18 protein-coding genes are annotated in these 19,313 nt (G+C 34.0%); 16 read left to right on the plus strand and 2 right to left on the minus strand.

Annotated elements, in window-relative coordinates:
* Window positions 1-23 precede the first annotated feature (23 nt).
* From IGI47_RS01830 to IGI47_RS01865, 8 genes are all read left to right on the plus strand, one after another.
* Window positions 24-1,322: a sensor histidine kinase gene (locus IGI47_RS01830; protein WP_438783175.1), complete on the plus strand. Its 1,299-nt coding sequence runs from the start codon at window positions 24-26 to the stop codon at window positions 1,320-1,322.
* Between the two features lies 1 nt (window position 1,323).
* Window positions 1,324-2,061, plus strand: coding sequence for a LytR/AlgR family response regulator transcription factor (locus tag IGI47_RS01835; RefSeq protein WP_438783176.1), 738 nt, complete (start codon window positions 1,324-1,326; stop codon window positions 2,059-2,061).
* Between the two features lie 102 nt (window positions 2,062-2,163).
* Window positions 2,164-2,733, plus strand: a complete 570-nt coding sequence (locus IGI47_RS01840; protein WP_438783177.1) for an accessory gene regulator B family protein — start codon at window positions 2,164-2,166, stop codon at window positions 2,731-2,733.
* An 11-nt stretch (window positions 2,734-2,744) separates the two neighbouring features.
* On the plus strand, window positions 2,745-2,885 hold the full coding sequence (locus tag IGI47_RS01845; RefSeq protein WP_311930580.1) for a hypothetical protein: 141 nt from the start codon (window positions 2,745-2,747) through the stop codon (window positions 2,883-2,885).
* A gap of 217 nt (window positions 2,886-3,102) precedes the next feature.
* Window positions 3,103-3,561: a hypothetical protein gene (locus tag IGI47_RS01850; RefSeq protein ID WP_311930579.1), complete on the plus strand. Its 459-nt coding sequence runs from the start codon at window positions 3,103-3,105 to the stop codon at window positions 3,559-3,561.
* Window positions 3,562-3,634: 73 nt separating this feature from the next.
* Window positions 3,635-4,018, plus strand: a complete 384-nt coding sequence (locus IGI47_RS01855) for a hypothetical protein (RefSeq protein ID WP_311930578.1) — start codon at window positions 3,635-3,637, stop codon at window positions 4,016-4,018.
* A gap of 236 nt (window positions 4,019-4,254) precedes the next feature.
* Window positions 4,255-5,712: an HlyD family efflux transporter periplasmic adaptor subunit gene (locus IGI47_RS01860; RefSeq protein WP_438783178.1), complete on the plus strand. Its 1,458-nt coding sequence runs from the start codon at window positions 4,255-4,257 to the stop codon at window positions 5,710-5,712.
* 13 nt (window positions 5,713-5,725) lie between these two features.
* The gene (locus IGI47_RS01865; protein ID WP_311930576.1) at window positions 5,726-7,945 is read left to right on the plus strand and encodes a peptidase domain-containing ABC transporter; all 2,220 of its coding nucleotides are present in this window, start codon (window positions 5,726-5,728) and stop codon (window positions 7,943-7,945) included.
* 464 nt (window positions 7,946-8,409) lie between these two features.
* Here IGI47_RS01865 and IGI47_RS01870 read toward each other — a convergent pair whose 3' ends face one another.
* Both IGI47_RS01870 and IGI47_RS01875 read right to left on the minus strand, forming a co-directional pair.
* A complete protein-coding gene (locus IGI47_RS01870) occupies window positions 8,410-9,030 on the minus strand; it encodes a helix-turn-helix domain-containing protein (RefSeq protein WP_438783179.1) in 621 nt (206 codons plus the stop codon).
* 470 nt (window positions 9,031-9,500) lie between these two features.
* Window positions 9,501-9,866, minus strand: coding sequence for a lactococcin 972 family bacteriocin (locus tag IGI47_RS01875; RefSeq protein ID WP_311930574.1), 366 nt, complete (start codon window positions 9,864-9,866; stop codon window positions 9,501-9,503).
* 126 nt (window positions 9,867-9,992) lie between these two features.
* On the opposite strand from IGI47_RS01875, the gene IGI47_RS01880 reads away from it, so the two are divergent.
* From IGI47_RS01880 to essC, 8 genes are all read left to right on the plus strand, one after another.
* Window positions 9,993-10,505 carry a helix-turn-helix domain-containing protein gene (locus IGI47_RS01880; RefSeq protein ID WP_311930573.1) on the plus strand — a complete coding sequence of 171 codons (513 nt, stop codon included), beginning with the start codon at window positions 9,993-9,995 and terminating at the stop codon, window positions 10,503-10,505.
* Between the two features lie 156 nt (window positions 10,506-10,661).
* Window positions 10,662-12,815, plus strand: a complete 2,154-nt coding sequence (locus IGI47_RS01885; protein ID WP_438783180.1) for a hypothetical protein — start codon at window positions 10,662-10,664, stop codon at window positions 12,813-12,815.
* Complete coding sequence (locus IGI47_RS01890) at window positions 12,812-13,429, plus strand: ABC transporter ATP-binding protein (protein WP_194184995.1); 618 nt, start codon at window positions 12,812-12,814, stop codon at window positions 13,427-13,429. Before IGI47_RS01885 ends, IGI47_RS01890 begins: the two co-directional genes overlap by 4 nt.
* A 549-nt stretch (window positions 13,430-13,978) precedes the next feature.
* Window positions 13,979-14,131, plus strand: coding sequence for a hypothetical protein (locus IGI47_RS01895; protein ID WP_311930571.1), 153 nt, complete (start codon window positions 13,979-13,981; stop codon window positions 14,129-14,131).
* Between the two features lie 103 nt (window positions 14,132-14,234).
* The gene (locus IGI47_RS01900) at window positions 14,235-14,480 is read left to right on the plus strand and encodes an EsaB/YukD family protein (protein WP_311930570.1); all 246 of its coding nucleotides are present in this window, start codon (window positions 14,235-14,237) and stop codon (window positions 14,478-14,480) included.
* 32 nt (window positions 14,481-14,512) lie between these two features.
* Window positions 14,513-14,734, plus strand: a complete 222-nt coding sequence (locus tag IGI47_RS01905; RefSeq protein ID WP_311930569.1) for a type VII secretion protein EssB/YukC — start codon at window positions 14,513-14,515, stop codon at window positions 14,732-14,734.
* Window positions 14,734-15,897: a hypothetical protein gene (locus IGI47_RS01910; protein ID WP_438783181.1), complete on the plus strand. Its 1,164-nt coding sequence runs from the start codon at window positions 14,734-14,736 to the stop codon at window positions 15,895-15,897. The genes IGI47_RS01905 and IGI47_RS01910 overlap by 1 nt, the downstream gene beginning before the upstream one ends.
* A complete protein-coding gene (gene essC / locus IGI47_RS01915) occupies window positions 15,897-19,247 on the plus strand; it encodes a type VII secretion protein EssC (RefSeq protein ID WP_438783182.1) in 3,351 nt (1,116 codons plus the stop codon). The genes IGI47_RS01910 and essC overlap by 1 nt, the downstream gene beginning before the upstream one ends.
* Window positions 19,248-19,313: the final 66 nt, after the last annotated feature.

Here is a 19,313-nt window from a genome sequence, read left to right on the forward strand (position 1 = left end):
ATGAAGGAAGGAATGAGGGGGATATGAGGGTATTACAAGAGACACTGTTACTGAGTGGGGAGTATTTAGTAATTGGGTTTATGAATTCGCGCTTTTTGAAAATAAAATATTTACGTTCCTATTTTTTATTTTTATTTGCTTTGATAGTGATAAATGTTGGAATATTCCATTTCATTGGTCCAATTTCTTCTGCATTATTTGGAATTTTTTTAGCAATTTTAGCTTTTAACTTTGAGAGCAATAAACTTGTAGCTGTCATTAGTAGTACCCTTTCAATAAGTCTCTATGTCTTCTTGAACTATGTATTGGGTTTCTTATTAACTAAAATTAAAATTTATGACGCTCTGACGTTACTTCAAGTTGTGGGTATGGTACTCGTCACGTATTTGTTGATTGGGTCGCTAATTTCGATAAAAATAAAAGAGTTTCTCCTTCATCTAACAAGTCAAAAAGAAACAGGCTGGATTCTGACAGCTCTTTGTTCCCTGACATTGAGCAGTTATTACGCATTAATTTTTGATGAATACTATTTTGACAGCCATTCTTATCAGGGGCTGGCGCATTTATTTTTTATCATGCTGTATGGTGGTGCATTGATTGTGGGAGCCGTTTTTTCTGTAGGCTTAATTCGTCAGTCGCTAAGGAATAAACTATTAGAGCAAGAACAACAGAGTTTAACGGAATACATGATGCTTTTAGAAAATACCAACAATGAAATTCGTAACTTTCGGCATAACTATAAAAATATCTTGTTGACGATGGATACTTTTCTTAAAGAAAAAAATTATGACGAGCTTCAACATTATTTTTATACGTCGATTTTGCCAATGATTTCTGAGCTAAATCAAGAAAGTTTTAAACTTTCAAAAGCGACCAATATTGAGAGTAAGGAATTGAAAAGTTTGGTTATTCATAAAGCTCTTATCGCACAACAAAAGGGAATTGATACCATTGTTGAGGTGCCCGAAAAAACAAAGAAATTATCCGATAAACAGATTATTCCAGTGATTAGAGGAGTAGGTATTATTTTGGATAATGCAATTGAAGGTGCAGCAACGACAGAGTATCCTAGTGTGAAGATGGGATTTATTCAGACAAAGGAGTTTCTGACTATTATTGTTGAAAATTCTTGTCTGTCGACAATTCCCCCAATTCATCAATTAAAGGAAACTGGTTTTTCTACAAAAGGAGAGGGGCGGGGAAATGGCCTTTCTATTTTACAAAATATAGTTCGTAATTCTACACAGCTGTTTTTAGAAACAAAAATAGAAGATAATCGGTTTACCCAAAAAATTGTGATTCAGATGAATGAGGAGGGCTAAAATGAATATTTTCGTTTGTGATGATGAACCTGTTTATCTTAATAAAATTGTTAAAGTCATTCATGAATATATTTTGTTTAAAGATGTGGGAATGACCCTGAAATATAGTACGACAAAACCTGAGGAGTTGCTTACGAACTTTGAACGAGATAGCGAAACAGATAGTCTGTTCTTTTTAGATGTGGATTTAAAAACGATGATTGACGGAATGGATGTAGCTGAAAAGATAAAAAGCATAAATTCTAGCGCAAAAATTGTTTTTATTACAACTCACGGGGAGTTATCGTCGTTGGCCTTCAAATATCAACTAGAAGTATTAGATTATATTGAAAAAAGTCATCTGTCAGTAGTTGAAGAACGTGTTAAAGCATGTATCGATAAAGCATCTGAACGATTTTTACAACAACGGTTGACAGAAGAAGCGATTATTTTAAAAATCGAGAATAAAGTTGAAAAAATCCCACTTAATCAAGTAATGTTTTTTGAGAGTTCCGCCAAATCCCATTGTCTTGAAGCACATTTTAATAATCGCCAGTTTGAATTTTATGGCAAACTAGCTGATTTAATGGATTTAAGTCCAACCTTAATGAAAAGTCATAAGTCCTATGTCGTTAATATCAAGAATGTGGTGAGTGTTGATGTGGCAAAGCGAACATTAACTTTTGTGAATGGTGAAAGCTGTTATCTGTCATTCCGTTTCCAAAAAAATATTCTGAATCAATTCAAAAGCCATCTATAAGATGGTTTTTTTTACGCTTAGGCATAAAAAACTACATCTTGGGCAAAAATCAACAAAATGCGTTTTATTTACTTTAAGATATCAGTAAACGGAGGTGAAACTGTGGAAGAATGGTTGGCAAACTTGGTGTGCAAGAAATACGCGGCTCAAGCAAATTATTCTGAGTATGAACGTACAGAAATTATTTATGGATGGACAGTCTTGTTTTATAACTTATTTAAAGTTTTGCTGGTATTGATAACGTCGTTGTTTCTTTATTCCTTAGAAGAAACGTTGATCAGTTATATTTCTTTCTGTCTTTTACGTATTTCAGGTTTTGGCTATCATGCGAAAAATAATTTTATCTGTAATCTATCAAGTATATTACTTTTTTCGATTGCACCTTCTATCTTAAGCAAAATCATTCAACGCACGGATATTCACTTAAATATTTTCTGTTTCCTTTTATTTGGGATACTGTGTGTGATCCTTATTCTTCTTTTTGCACCGTCTTTTACTGAAAATTCATATACAAAGGATACAGATAGAATACACTTTTTAAAATTTAGTTGTCTAATAACATTTATGGGTTTACTTGGAATTTCATTGATATTGCCAGCTCAGATAGGGCTGTTAATGATGTATGGCATGGGGACAGCTTTGCTATTTCTGTTGCCAAATTATACTATATGAGGAGGAATAAGATGGAAAAGAAAATTGGAGTTGTAGGGAAGGTCATTGGAAAGTTGGGCTTTATTTTTGGAGACGGTGCTAAATGTCAATTGGGATTCTATGAACCTAAGAAACCTCGAATCTTAATGGAAACTAAGAATACAAAGAAATAGGGAAATTGTACCAGTAAATGGTAATTAGATATGGAAAAATATTTGTAAGGTAGAAGTTAGTGAGACTCAAGAACTTTAATAAGTAAAATTGGTAATTTATCCTACTATCAACAAGCATATAAACATATATATGTTGGTTTACTGAAAGACATAGGTTGGCTTCAACCACTAGTCAATTTCATTTTCAATTCTAAATCTATTTATTGGGTGGTTACTTATGGAAAAAGTCGGTATTCAAAAGGAAAAAACTTTAAAATTAATGAAAGTTTTGATTAAGGAACTAGATCAAGTTGATTTACTTGATTTAGATCATGAAATACAAAAAATGTTAACCCTTATCCAAGTTTCAGGAATTAAAGTACGTGGACCGTTAATAACTAGGATGAAGAGGACTCACGTAACTTCAGATAGTAAATTATTAATTGATTACGACATTATGTTGCAAACTGTTTCCGGTGGTGAAATTGAAGGATTAGAATATTCAGAAGTTTATAAAGTGAGAAATTGCTTGTATGCTCACTTCGATGGGTTATCGGAAGATTTTCATTTTTCACAAGAAAAGCTAGGATTATATGCTTGGGAAAATAACATATTAACAACTGGAGAAGAGTATGTTGTTCATATTAAAAACGGTGGTGAAAAACTAATAGCAGATATTTTCAGACCTATTATTTAGATTAATTAAGGGAATGTATTTTCCCGTACCGTGTCAAAAGTTATACGAAAATTAAAAAAGAGGAGTGATTTATTTGGAAATGACCTACGCGCTTAACATGCCATCTAGTTACCTAGACTTGACGGAAGATGAAATGGTGTATCTAGAAGGTGGTACTAAAACAACTTATGGAACAGCGAAAACGCTTAAAGGAAGTGCAAGTACACAAATGGCTGCATGGGGAGCTTTGGCTGGCGGTTATAGTTATACTACAGCTGCGGCCGCTGCCTCTGGTGTAGGGATGACCGTAGCGTGGATAGCAGGATTAGGAACAGCTTATTGTGCATTTGTAGCCAATGAATTTCGTGGGGCATACAATTATTTCTCCGGTAAGAGCCAAACCGCAAAAACACAGTATTATTTACAGGTGGTAACGTTTGTTGGAGGCATTACTGGTGTCAATTATGGGAAAAAGTAATCAAAATTTGTGGATTTCATTAATAATATTTCTGATAATAACTCTTATTCAAAATATTTATGCGGTACAAGGTAAACCAATTCCCAGTATAGTTAGTTGGTTTTATAACATATTTTTAGTTGTGTTTATAGTTCTTGTATTTATCCGTTTGTGGAAGAATGGCCATTAAATTATTTTGAAATTACACCTATCTAACCCCGAACACGGTCGGGGTTTTATTTATGAGGAGAAATAGTATGAAATTTTATACAAAAGATCAATTGAAAAGTAGTCGGATTTTTTTTGATAGAAACCCGGCTAATTATTTACTGTATCTAAGTTATTTTATCGTTTTAGTTTGTATATCTTTACTCATCATTTCCAAATTTATTACAAAAACTTATATTGTTAAAGGAACAGGTACTATTGAAACTTACAATAAAATGTACATCACGCCACTTATAAATGGAAATATAACTTCTATTGAAAAGCCTGAAGGTAGCGATGTAGAAAAAGGAGATATTCTATTTAAAATTTCTACTGGTATTAACGGCATTGAAACGAGTGAACTTGATAAACAAATAAAAAAATTGGAAAAAAATAGAAACATTTATGATGAATATGAAAAGTCTCTTAAAGAAAAAAAGAACTATTTAGACAATTCGGGAGAGGAACAGACATTTTATGGCAAAGTAGAATATTACTTATCTCAGGTGAACGAGGATAAAAAATATTCAGAAAAAATTAGAGTGGATATTAAAAATAAAGAAAATGACTTAGCAGAATTGCAAACGGAACTGAATGAAATACAGACAGAAATCAATTCAGAGTACACTAAAAACTATAAAAGAAAAGTTAGTGATTTGAACAAAGCCGAATCGAAGTTACAAGAATTAGTTGGTGAGTTAGAGACTTTAAATGCAAAAGTTAACAAAAATGGTGAAGAAAAAGATAGTACTTTAAAAAGTGAAATTAGCGCTAAAGAAATTGAGATTGAAGCTCAAAACGAAAATGTTGTTCAATTTCGGCGTGAGTTAGAAGATATATCTGATACTTCTGAGAGCGAACTTAACGATGAAACAAAAATTCAAAATGAAAAAATCAAGTCAAAAAATCAAGAAATTTCAGATTTGAAATCACAAACAAGCGAAAGTTCTTTAACTACTTTTCAACAACTAATAAGTGAGCTTGGAGCAACCCGTACAAGTAATGAAACAAAAATTGTGGAATTAGAATCACAAAAGAATATCCAAGGTAGCACTGATAATTTAACTGATGTGATTACTGATAAAGGTGGAACGGTACATTACTTATCTTTAATTAAAAGTGGATTGGGGGTTCAGGCACTGCAACCAATCGCACAGATTATTGATGAAAAAACTGATGAGTTAATCGTCGAAGCATATATCTCAGCACAAGATCGAACAAAAATTAATTTGAAAAATTCAGTGACAATATCGGTTAATGGAGTTAATAGTGCAAAGTACGGGTTACTTAGAGGAACTGTTTATTCCATAAGTAATGGGACTTTGATTCAAACAGTTAACAACGAACAACAAATTTTTTATCAAGTAAACGTTTTGTTAAAAGATAAGAAGTTGCGTTCAGGTAGTGATGAAATAGCGATTCAATCATCTATGCCAGTACAGATGAACATTATTTATGACAAAGAAACTTACTGGGAATGGTTTTTGAAACAATTAAATTTTAAATAGTGAGGGGATAAGATTGTTAGATAAAAAACATCCAGTCGTTTTACAACATGATGAGTCGGATTGTGCTGCTGCGGCTGTTTCATCTATTTGTCGATTTTATGGAAGAGATTCCTCAATTACAAAAATGAGAGAAATTCTTTGTACAGATTTTAATGGTACTTCTGTTTCTGGAATTGTAAAAGGAACTGAAAAAATTGGTTTTAATGTTAAAGCAATCAAGATGAAATTCGAAGATATTACACAAGAATATACTTTACCAGCAATTTTCCACGTAACAAATACAAGTGGAGATAATCATTTTATTGTAGTCTATAAAATAAGAAAAAATAATTTCTATATAATGGATCCAGCTATCGGTTACGAGAGGAGGACGCGCCAAGAGGTAGAAAAAATTTTTACAGGTGTTGTGATTTTACTAGTTCCAAAAACTGAGTTTGAAGTAGTGAAACAATATAAAATGTCAATGGGAAGCTTATTTAAGCAAATAATGCTTCCTCAGAAAAGATTACTTTTAACTGTAATATTGATGAGTGCACTTTTAACTATTTTAGGAATTATATCAAGCTTTTTTAGTAAGGTAGTATTTGATGAAATTATTCCGTATCAGTTAAAAAATACATTGTTTATTTATGCTGGAGTCTTTCTAGTTATTGGTTTTATTCAAATTTTTTTATCTTGGTTTCGTTCGTATGTATTGCTATTTTTATCAAGAAAGATCGATTTACCCGTTCTTTTAGGGTATTATAACCACGTTTTAAGATTACCGTATAATTTTTTTAGTACTCGAAAAACAGGGGATATTTTGACAAGATTTCAAGATGCAATGGAAATTAAAGACATTTTTAGTCAAGTGAGCATTTCTTTAGTATTAGATATAACGCTTGCAGTTTTGACAGGAGTTGCCCTGATAAGTATAAATTTATCACTATTCGTTATTACCGCCATTTCAGTTATGGTAGATATTTTACTAATATATTTTTTTAAGGCAAGTTACAAGCGTATAAATTATGATCAGATGGAAGCAGGTTCTATTTTGAACTCTCAATTGATTGAAAGTTTGCAAAATATTGAAACAATAAAAGCGTATGGAAATGAGAATTCACAATTAGAAAAACTAGAAAATAAGTTCGTAAAATCTCTTAAAATCAGCTATAGTGAAGGAATTATTAGTCAACTTCAAGGAACCATATCATCGGGATTTGGAAATATAACCAGTGTTGTTATGATGGTAATAGGGGCTTTGGCAATTATTGATGGTAAAATGTCGATAGGTGATTTAATGGTGTTTCAAACATTGTCCGGGTATTTTACTCAACCAGTTCAAAATTTAGTGAATCTCCAATTGACCTACCAAGAAGCGCAAATAGCTATGAAACGCTTAGGAGAGATAATGGAGTTAGAAGTGGAAAATACGGATGGACAGCTTCTCCAGAACATAGACCTAACGGGAGATATTGATTTTAGTAATGTAACGTTCCATTACGGAAGCCGTGCTCCTATAATTCAAAATTTTAATTTATTTATTAAAACGGGCACAAAGCTAGCAATAGTTGGAGAAAGTGGCTCTGGAAAATCTACATTGGCAAAGATACTACTAAAATTCTATAATATTAACGAAGGTACAATTAAGATTGGAAATTATTCTATTGATGATATGAAAATAGATGCTGTGAGGACGAAAATTGGTTATGTACCACAAAACACTGAACTCTTTACAGGAACTATCTTTGAAAATGTTAAAATTGGCAATGAAAGTGCGACTTATGAGGAAGTTTTGAACGCTGTTAAAATGACAGGGGCCTATGATTTTATTGTAAAGTTACCACAGAGATTATACGCATCTGTTGAAGAAAATGGAACTAATTTTTCAGGTGGGGAACGACAAAAAATTGCATTAGCTCGCGCGTTTCTAAAAAAGAGAGACCTCTATATTTTTGATGAAAGCACTTCGAATTTAGATAGTTTCAGTGAACAAAAAATACAAAATGTTCTAAATGAAGCGACCAAAGAAAAAACTACAATAATTATTGCGCATAGGCTGTCAACAATAGTTTCGAGCGATTTGATTATTTATATGGAGAACGGAAGAATTATTGAGCAGGGAAATCATAATACGTTAATGAGCTTAAACGGTAAATATGCAAAGATGATCCGTCATCAATATGGAAACGAGATACCGCACTTGGAGAATAAAAAGAGTAAAATTAGTGTGGAAGAGGAGATTCTATATTGAATGATTATATTTCATAAACACTTTATGTGTATGTATCCAATAGCATTGATTTGGCTCGCAAGGAATTGACACCATTGCTTTCAAAGAATTTAAAAGTCAATAAAATTTTTCGTGTTTCAGTTTCTTTAAATCGTTGCTATTAAAGCATTATGAAATGGTTGGGCTAACCAGGTCTTAAGAAAGCACGTAAAACATCACAATTTTCAAAACGTTAATTTTATTATCGTTCAAGCAAAAACACACCTTTCATTTTGGAGGGTGTGTTTTTTTTTTAGTTATGAGAATGATGTTGGTGAAGTAAGTTACCTTGATTCTAACTTTTCTGGAACTTTCCATATTTGAGAGTGCTTTTTTTATTTAATAAAAAGCTTGGTGATGATTTTTACCTCGCAACTAGCTGTAAATTTCTAGTTGGTCAAAAAAATTACTAAGGAATCGTGTCTTAAATTCCTTTAAAATAGACATTATTTGTATCGAATATTTATCTCTTTGATATGTGAATAAGAACTTAGATCGATGGCAACTAGACCATTGTGTGAGACTTTTTTCTCACGTACACCTTCGTTAATAAATTTATACATGTCTATAGTAACGATCCCATTTTTATTGTCTACGTCTGTATAATATCCTGCGAAAGTATTCTCCTTCGGTAGATTGAATAGCACTTCTACTTTTTTATTTTTTATTGCTATTTTTTTTAGATCTTTCTTTGTGAAAAGTCCAATATCAGAAGTACTCGGTTCATCGGACTTGATAAAATTAACTGTGGGTCTTTTTGTAGAAAATAGAAAGATACTAACACTTATTGAAACTACTAATAATGTTGCAAGTACTAAACTTAATTTTTTTAGCCATTTTTTCTTGGATAAGTCTTCGTCGATCTTCTCAACAATAGTATTATCTGTATTCAATAAAAAGTCTAAAGACACATCTAAAATTTTTGATAAATCAATGAGTGTTTGAATATCTGGGTAATTTCGACCAATTTCCCAATTCGAGATAGCTGAGCAACTAACATTTAATTCTTTTGCCAATTCTTCTTGAGTAATACCTAATGAAGTCCTTCTTTCTTTCAAAAATTTCACTAAATTCCATATAGTTCCTCCAAATGTATGTAGCTGAATTAAGTATAGTTAAGCATAAAATCATTCGTTCTTGTAGTGAGTATAAAAAGAAACCGATATTTTTGGCGCCACAATTTGTGACAATGCTACTTGAAGGTGATTTGTTCCACACATAGTGAGTAAAGTAGAGTACTATAACGAATGCGAATGTTTGTGAAGCTTTTTTGTTGTAGAAATTATTATAGTGGCTACTTTTTGTTAGTGCTATAGAACCCCAATACAAAAGGTCTTGATCAGACAACACGAAAACAAGCAAACTACACTCATCTAAATTCTTTCTCCGCCAAATGAGATAAAATGGCGGAGAAAAAGGATGAATGACGGTGAAAGAATATAATTATCAGTAGTTGAAAAATTGTTCTTTTTTTGCATTATGTACGGGAAATCCTAGTAAAATCATTTTTGTAGACTGTATTCAGGCGAAATTTCTATTATTTAACATCGTTGTTCCACCAAACTGTATTGCCAGTAAGTGTAGAGTTTACTTGAGAAAATGCCTGCACTCCAGCAGCTCGAGTATCTCGTTTTCCAGCACCGTTACCATTTTTGGCGGTAGCTGAATGTTTTTTTGTCAGATGCTGGTAAGCAGAGGAATGTTTGGTACCGTTAAAACCATAGATCCAAGTTCCGCTCCCGACTTGTTCAGTGGTTCTTAATTTCGGGCTATAGTTGTCCATATTGACCATTCCCTCAGTAGGTTCTGTATTCCCAAATTCATCAGCAAAGCTAATTCCTCCTAAAGCGATTGTTCCAATTGAAGCAATTGTGAGAAGACTAGTTATTCCTATTTTTTTCATATTTTTCACTCCTTTCTGGATTAAACAATACTACATTTGTCAAAGAAATCTAGTAAATACTAATTTACATAGATATAATGAAAACAAAGTTTACATAAAGAAAAATAAAGAATAGGAGGGATTGAAATGAGTTTGGGAAAAAAACTAAAGGATTTAAGAAAGTTAGGAGGATATTCGCAACAAGAGGTAGCGGATTATCTTAATGTATCAAGGCAGTCGCTATCTAAGTGGGAGAATGATAATGGTTTTCCAGATGTGAATAATTTGATTCAATTGGCTTCTTTCTTCAATTTGAGTATGGATGAATTAGTGAATGAGAAACTGGTAGACTCCAAGCATCCAATCGGAAGAGAGTATCATTACAAACGAGTAAAAAAATTCGTGAACATTTCTAGTATTTTACTGTTGATAGCAATTTTTTTCTTACTGATAAAATTCAGATTTTACTTTTACAATCATAGTATCTATGCGTGGGTATTCATGATTTGTACGTTGTTTTCACTATTATTTTTCATATTAGGTACTTCCGAACATATTGCAAAGAGGAGTCGAACATATTTTATTGTAGCAGCGATTGGTTTTGTTTCTTTCGTGTTGTTCGCTTTTTTATTGAGTATTTTTCTTCCTCAAACATTGTAAATATTGGTTTACATAACAGAATGACACTATATATTGAACTCTTCTCTATAGTTTTTCTTGGTATGATACGAGAAACATTATTTATTCCATTTTTACCGAAATTGTTTAGGAAATTTAGGTTGGAGTGGAATAAAGGAAGTAGGATGGGGTTCAACGATGGTAAAAAAACTAATTATTTTAGGTCATTCGTTTTTCTTCTTTTTTGTACTCCTTTTTTCAATCGATTTTTGGTTGGATAAACAAATTGACGAATTTCTTTATAAAGATATTCAACAAGTTCAGATTTTATTTAATGAGAATCATTCAAAGCAGGAATACTTGGATTTTGTGAATCAATATTCGGAAGAGAATGGGCTAAATGTTAGTCAATATACTTTTCCGGAAAAAGATAAGATACTGATTTACTGTTCAAATCCGCAAAGTCAAATCAATTGGAAGAAGCGACTGAATGCAATGAAAAAGTACTCACCACATCCAACTGATACAGATAGTTATAGTATGATGGCGAATAATAGGTTCCAAATAGAAATGAAATCGTTAAATGATATGGTTAACACAGGCATAGGGAATTCATTTTATTTTAGTGAAATCAAAAAAGATACGCTTAGTAAATTTTCAAGATTTGGTCAAGTGAAAATAATTCCAGAATATCAGATGGATCGTGCAGCCATCTATAAAGTCAATGGAGGGATTGTAGTCATCGCATTGTATCTGCTGACGTTCTTGCTATTCCTATTAGTGATAAATTTGTATACACGACTGAATGTAGTTTCTATAAAAAAGTCGTTGGGCTATCAAAAATGGGAGATATTTATTCAAGAAATACTTGATCTGTTTCCCTTGGTACTTTTTACAAATGCGATTATTTCACTTTTGTTTATAATTTATGACTTTGCAAAGAATTTTTCTGATAAATCATTTAATACTGTGCCAATTCTTGGGATTGGAATAATTATAACGTGTATTTTCTTAGCAATGTGTAGTGTTGTTGACTTCTTTGCTTGCTTTATCAAGTATAATGCTGACTATATTAGAGGAAAAAAATCATCAAGATATTTATTGCTGTTTTTTTATTTATTTTGTTTTGCGGTAATGGCAGGATTCCTCTACTCTTTTAACTATGCGGGACAGAAATATCAAGAGTATAGTTACGAATCGGCAGCATTGAAAGATTTTTCGAAATACAAGGATGTCTATATGACGAATGTAACAAACCAGATAAAGCGAGAGGATGACCTTGTTGAAGCGGATTATGCGAAGAAAGCTAAAAATTTATACCGTGATTTGTCTCAGCAAAAGGATACCTTCATTGTCACAGCAGATAATTTCTCAATAGTAAATGGTGAACCGAATAATCCCATTTTTCTTTATCAAATCAATACGGAAAATGAACATGATAAGATAGTCAGCCCTTATGGCAGATCTATAATCGTAGATGCCAATTACATAAAGAAGAATAATATACAACTTGTAGAAACAGGGAAAGTAGAAGAGCTTCTGCATTCGGATAAAGGAACGCTAACTATAGTAGTTCCAGAAAAATATAAACAGTATGAACATGAAATCAGGGAAAATTATTTGAAGGACTACCAGTTTCGGATGATTGAAATTGAGAATATGCTTAGGGATCGGCAAGCGAGCAAGATTGATGAAAAGTCTTTAAGTTTGTCGGTCAATATTGTCTATGCAAAAAATAATCAAACGTATTTTACATTTAATACTAACCATGGAAGTGCTCAGGACAGATATAGAATTGAAGATCCAGTTGCGATCATTTTTGAAGATAACTTAGATGGTGTATTTTATGGGAATCTCTTCACTTCAGGAGGAGGATTTTATTTTTACGAAAGCCATCCGAAGCCGTATGATAGTATCTTGGATATTCTTATAAAAAATGATTTAGGAGCTATTATAGATCAAACACAATCTCTCTATTCTCAAAATGGATTAGCGCTAATGAATGTAAGATTTCAACTGATTAACAGTATTGTAAGTATTCTAATATTATCTATTTTGAGTATATTCCTACTTCTATCATTTCTTAAGCTATTATATAAATATTACGAGACAATCTACTTTTTAAAAACTTCGCTTGGTTACAGTTTTTGGAAACGTAATATCTTTTCTTTACTAACTACTTTTGTAATGGATATTTTATTGATAGGATGCACTATTGTATGGAAATTAAAGATGGGATCGGGCATTTTGTTACTCGGTATCATTGTTTTAGGGTTTGTTGCAATTGTTTTTTGTGACAAAAAGTATGCAACACGCTATTTTGAAAAATTCACAAGAGGAGGTTCCTTATGATAAAGATAGAGAATGTCCATAAATCTTACAAAGGTAAAAAAGTAATTGAAAATTTCTCGACTACAATCTCAAAAGGGGAATTTATATGTATATTGGGGGAGAGTGGCTCTGGAAAATCTACTTTATTGGGTTTGATGTCTTTGATGATCAAACCGGATGCTGGTAGTATTATTTATAAAGAAAAAAGTAGTCGATCGTCAAGTGAAATTCAAAAAATCAGGAGGAATACTATTGCCTATTTGTTTCAAAATTTTGCACTCTTAGATGATAAATCTGCTAAGTATAATATAGATTTGGGTGCTAAATTAAATCCGTCCTTTAAAAAGGAAGACTTGAGGGGAATTATAGAAAAAGTTGGTTTGACGGAATCGATACTTACTAAAAAAGTTTATGAATTAAGCGGGGGAGAGCAACAAAGGATTGCTTTAGCTAGAGCATTATCGAAAAAATTCGATGTTCTTTTTGCGGATGAGCCAACTGGAAATTTAGATCATAAAAATACAAGGCATGTTTTAAAAATTTTCAAAGACCTGTGTAAGAGTGGTAAATCTGTCGTTGTGGTTACACACGATATTGAGATAGCCGCATTCGCAGATAAATTGATCTATCTATAAGAGCAACAATAAGAATCATGATTGGATTTTAAAATCTCGACAGATGTTCAGTCGGGATTTTTTTTGATAATTAATCGAATAATATTTTTATTATTCGATACTTGAGCACTGACCTGAGAGTGAAACAAAAGTAAGAAACACTTTTGTCTTATTCTTTAAAAACGAATAAACGGTGGGAGCAGAAGCAACTCCTTCTTAAATAAGCCGAAATTCACAAAAATTTGAAAAGCAATTTTCGTGAATTTCTTCTTATTTCTCGGAGTTAAACACTTCTGTCCCAGCCTCAGGTCTTGATCATAAAAATAAATAAAGGAGATATTTGTATGGCAGGAGTTATTTCAGTTACACCTGAGCAGTGAAAACAACAAGCACAAGTTTATCTTCGTGCAAAGGAAGGCATCGAACAACAGATTCAAGCAGTCAATAGTATGGATAATATGGTTGCGCAAGATGCTAAATCCTTTGGGTTTAACTAAATACGGAAAGTCAGTACGAAGGTGCTGGTATTTTTTTGTATAAAGGTTGAAGAAATCAGGAAGGAGAGAACAGGTGAAAACAATCAGTCGGACAAACAAAACAGATGCCCGAAATGTTGTAAATAACCAACAGAAATCCGATTTAAAAGCGTATAAAAATTTGTATGAAGGTTTCATTTCACCACTATCATGGCAAATCGACCAAGAGAGGATCATTCATCCATGACGATGCCTAACTGGTTATGGTATTGATGAGCATAGCAAGCATTGTCTCTATAGGTACAGGGGTGCTTTTAGGCAAAAAATATGCTGGTTTAGGAGAGGAAACGGTGAAAACAACCATCAATATCAGTCTGCATATCGAAAATCATGAATTGGATTTGCGGATCCCAAATCAAGTTACACTGGTGCGATTAAAAGCATTGTTAGAGCCAATTTTACGAGAAGAACGACTGTTACAGTATGAGGACTTTGAATTAGTCATTGAGAATAAAAAGATAGTAGTAAATGACCAGCAACCATTAGCAGATTATCCATTAAGCGATGGCGATTGTTTTAGAGTGTCATTTCACTGATCTAATCAGGAAAAAGCGGAGGAAGGTTATTCATGGAGAGGATGTTCAATGGAAGTAGTGAAATTGAATTGGAACGATTAGAGATTGCTCAAAACATTGGGGATGACCAGTTGATCTTACATGTGTATACAAAATTATATGATGCAACAAAAGCAAACAGCAGGATGTCTGGAGCGAAGAAGCAGAAACAGTTAGAAAAATACCAAAAAGCAATTGATACTTATACAGCAAAAGTGGGCGGTGAAAAGAAATGATGTCGACGAATGAAACCACACACGCTTACCCTACAACACCTAATTTTGATGACCAAATTATCTCAAAAGAAGCAGTTCTCTATGATGTGTTTGTTTTTGGGGATACCTTTCACCATTTTGAAATGGGACCTACGAATGCTGTCTTGCAGTTTGAAGGGATAATGATTGAATTAACGCACGAGAATTTATTTTTCAATCAACAGAAATGGGAAATGCCAATGATTCGTTACAAAGGAGAACGTTTTTTTGTGGTTCCTCATGAATCATTGAATGTGTTCACTGCCAATTTTCCTTACGATAAACTGATCATTTCTGAAAATAAAGGCAGTGATATTGCTTTTCCGACTACAGCTTTTGCGATTATCGGACCGAAAATGAAAAATAGTCCATCGAAGGAAGAAGATTTTTATCTTTCTTTGTCTGTAGAGCAAGAATGCGTTTATTTGAATGAACAGCGTATATTCAATGGAACATATACGTTGAAAGTTGGGGATCGCTTAATTATCGGTGGTATAGCGATGGAGTATCGACCAAAGCAATTGAAATTAACTGAAATTTATCAACAAGTGACATTGAATCCTTGGAAGTTACTGTCACAAGCTTTTGAGCCAGAAGTACCGGTGAATTTTCCTGATTTTCGACGCAGTCCAAGAATCTTGTTACAACAACCAACAGAAAAAATAGCCATTCAACCGCCAGAAAGTTTAATGGATACAGGAAAAGGCGATATCATCAGCACGATTTTACCTCCTTTAGGTATGTTGGTGGTCACTGGTGCGACTAGTTTATTAAGTGGTGGCAATCCTTTGATGATGGTTGGGATGGGCAGTGCGAGTTTATTGACAGCAACTTTATCTGTGTCTTCTTACTTTACCAATAAGAAAGATTTTGCCCATAAGAAAGTGGAACGAGAAGAGGATTATCAAAGCTATCTACTAGAAAAGACCGCAGAATTAGAGCGGCTAGCCCAAAAACAACAACAAACATTCGACTATCACTTTCCTGATTTAGAAAAACTTTCACAGTTAGTTACTAACTATAGTCCCAGAATTTATGAGAAGACTGTGAATAATGCAGATTACTTGGAATTCTCATTGGGAACAGGGGACTTGATTTCTTCTTATGAAGTTGCTTTTGATGATGAACAAAAAAAAGACCATTAGTGGTATTTGCCAAGGAACATATCGTTGAACCTTATTCTGTCGTCAAGCAAGCCCCGATCTGTACTAATCTTCAAAAACAAGCATTGGGCTTGGTAGGAACTTACCCAGTCTTACGAACAGCGGTTTCCAGTATCTTATTTCAACTTGCAAGTTTTCATTCCTATCATGATTTGGAAATGATTGCCTTACTTCCCAAAGAACAGTACGACAAAGACTGGAAAAAATGGCGGTGGTTGCCACACTTTCAAATCCATAGCTTGAATCTTAGAGGATTGATCCATAACGCGCAAAGTCGGGATATGATTTTGAATAGTTTTTATCAGCTGATGAATAAAAGGAAACAAGCGTTACGAGAAGCCGGTGGCAACAATAAGATCCAGTTTTCACCGTATTTTGTTTTTACCATTTTAGACGATAGTTGGTTGGCAGGCCACGGATTGAATGAATTTTTAGCAGAGGACATGAGCAACTATGGTGTCACGGTTATTTGGGGCAAAGAAGCAGAAGCCATGTTGCCGGAAACAGTTACGACACTTGTGAAATATACCTCTAGTGAAAGTGGTCAATTGGTAAATGAAAAAAATGTCTATCTTGCCAAAGACTTTAAACCTTATCGTTTATCAGAAAAATATCCATTAGATCAAGCGATTCGTCGTTTGGCGAATTTGCATCATGTGGAAGTCGAAAAAAATGCAATTCCTGAATCTGTCGGTTTTTTGGAAATGTACCAAGTAAAAGAAGTGGAAGAACTTCAAGCCTCGACCCGATGGCAGTCAGCCAATACCGTAAAATCCTTGGCAGTGCCACTAGGATATCGTGGAAAAGATGATTTAGTGTCACTTAATTTACATGAACGTGCCCACGGTCCTCATGGGTTAGTGGCAGGAACGACTGGATCAGGGAAGTCCGAAATCCTGCAAAGTTATGTATTAAGTCTTGCCATTAATTTTGCGCCAGAGGATGTAGGATTCTTGCCGATTGACTTTAAAGGTGGTGGGATGGCGAACCTATTTGTTAATTTACCCCATTTACTTGGTTCTATTACCAACTTGGACGGTGCCGGCTCTGCTCGGGCTCTAGCAAGTATTCGGGCAGAATTACAAAAACGCCAACGTTGTTTTGGAAAATATGGGGTCAATCATATCAATGGCTATACGAAACTCTATAAAGCAGGAAAAGAAATTTATGACTCAGAAGAGAAAAAGAAATACCCTAGTGAATCATTGCCACACTTGTTCTTGATCTCAGATGAATTTGCCGAATTAAAAGTAAACGAACCAGAATTTATGGCCGAACTGGTTTCAACTGCTCGGATTGGTCGTTCCTTAGGCGTTCATTTGATTTTAGCTACACAAAAACCAAGTGGCGTAGTAGATGATCAGATTTGGTCGAATTCACGGTTCAAATTAGCATTAAAAGTTCAAGATGCTAGTGATTCCAATGAAATTTTGAAAACCCCGGATGCTGCCAATATTACTTTGCCAGGACGTGCTTATTTACAAGTCGGGAACAATGAAATCTATGAACTCTTGCAATCCGCTTGGAGTGGCGCAACCTATGATCCTGAATCGGTAAATGAAGAAAAAGTAGATGAACGTATCTGGAAAATCAACGATTTGGGACAATATGAATTATTGACGACTGATTTGTCTGAGGATGAAGAAGTTGGTGTTGCACAAGAGGAAGAACAACAGACGGAATTAGAAGCGATTGTAGATTATTTATCAGCAGTGGCCAAACAAACACAGGCAACTTTACCAGAAAAAACATGGTTACCACCTTTAGAAACTGAAATTTGTACGCCACCAATTTCCCGAGAAAAAGAATGGCAAGGGACTCGGAAACTGACAGTACCTTTTGCTTTCATGGATATTCCTTCACGACAAGCACAAGAAACGTTCTTTTTTGATTTTAACGAATTTAGCCATACTGCTATTTATGGCAGTGCTGGTTTTGGAAAATCTGTCGCCCTCCAAACGCTTGTGATGAATCTTGCGCGAAAGAACACACCAGAACACCTTCATGTTTATCTGTTAGATTTTGGGACCAATGGGCTATTGCCGTTAAAAGATCTGCCTCACGTAGTGGACCTTGTTCATCTGGAAGAAAACGAGAAATTAGTGAAATGTGTCAAAAAGATTCGACAAGAACTAACAAAACGAAAAGAGGAATTTTCTTTATATGGTGTTTCTAGTTTTTCTCAATACGAATCAAAATCTGGTAACTCTTTACCAGTTGAAGTCATTGTATTAGACAGCTACGACCCACTACGGGAAAGTCCTTTAGAAGAATTGGTAGAAAGCGTGCTGAAACAATTGTTACGAGAAGGTGCAAGCTTGGGCATATATCTGGTTGCAACCGCTCTAAGAGCAGATTCTTTCAAAATCAGCATGACTAGCAATATTCCAACACGGATTGCATTGTACCTAGTTGAAGATAAGGCTGTAAAAGATATTGTCGGTCGTGATGCCTTGATCCCACAAGAAATCACCGGTCGCATTCAAGTGAAACTAGATGAACCAATCGTGATGCAAGTCTATTTGCCAACAGAAGGAAGCAACGATATTGAACGTCTGAACAACTTAGAAGCTGAAATCAAGGAAATGGACCAAGTATGGTCAGGTGATAGACCGGCGAGGATCCCGGTGGCACCCAAACGATTGATGGCTAAAGAATTTTATTCCTACCCCGAAGTTGAAAAGTACTTGTCAGAAGGAAATCTACCATTTGGTATGAGTTTAGAAACAACTGAAATTGTCGCCTTTTCTCCAGTGGAGGATGGCTATTGTGTCATTGCTGATGATACGCCATCACAGACAGAATTTTTGAACCGAACCATCATAGAAGGATTCAAAGAACTCCAGCAACAGTACTATCGCCTTGTCTTTGATTATGGAAATCAGTATGAGTCTACTACTGCTTTTGATCGGATCGTTTCTGACAATGAATACAATCAAACAGCCTTTGAGTTATCAGGAGAAATCGACAATCGACTGGGAAATAACGCAATACCAAGTGAAAAAATGCTGGTGTATATCCCAGAAGTAGTGCCATTTTCCGAGAAGAGTCTATTGTTTGAAGACCAAGTGAAAAAAATGTTGAAAAATGGTCCTAAAGTTGGTATTTATTTTATTTTCCAATCACCGAAAAGTAAGTTAGATATTGCATTTGATGACGTTAGTAAATTGTTACGAAATAATCCATCGACAGGCCTAGTAGGTTCACGTTTAACGGATCAAGAATATATCAAAGTAAAGTCTAATTTTAGTGAACCAGAACTAGAGTATGACCAGCATAATTTTTATGCCCGCCGTAAGGCAGAACGAATCAAATTAATCAGTGAGTGGTGAGACAAATTTCTATATGTGAATAGATTAAATACTAAAATAATCGTAAGGGCGAAATCGACTGCTTTT

It is taken from the genome of Enterococcus sp. AZ191 (genome assembly GCF_051713845.1).
Taxonomy (GTDB): domain Bacteria; phylum Bacillota; class Bacilli; order Lactobacillales; family Enterococcaceae; genus Enterococcus_B; species Enterococcus_B durans.